General features: G+C 39.5%; 1 protein-coding gene. It reads right to left on the minus strand.

Translation table 11 applies throughout. The features are described 5' to 3' along the window. Positions 1–256: SDR family oxidoreductase (locus SB658_RS25540; RefSeq protein WP_410603244.1), on the minus strand; the 256-nt coding region annotated here is incomplete at both ends.

The following is a 256-nucleotide window of genomic DNA, read 5'->3' on the forward strand; positions in this document are numbered from 1 at the left end:
AGCTGGCTTCATCTGAACTTAAAAAAAGACTTCCCTGTGCTACCTCTTTCACATCACCCAATCTTCCAACTAAACTCATTTTTGGAATGATATCTTCTTCGGTAAGATTTTGACTCTCTAAAGCTGCAGTCAGCATAGGAGTCTTTATTGCACCGGGTGCTAAAGAATTAATTCTGATTCCTCTTACGCCATATTCAAATGCTGCAGCTTTTGTTAATCCTTCCACACCATGTTTGAAAGCTTGGTAAGAGGGATT

The organism is Bacillus sp. SIMBA_008 (assembly GCF_046535495.1).
GTDB classification, from domain to species: Bacteria; Bacillota; Bacilli; order Bacillales; family Bacillaceae; genus Bacillus; species Bacillus subtilis.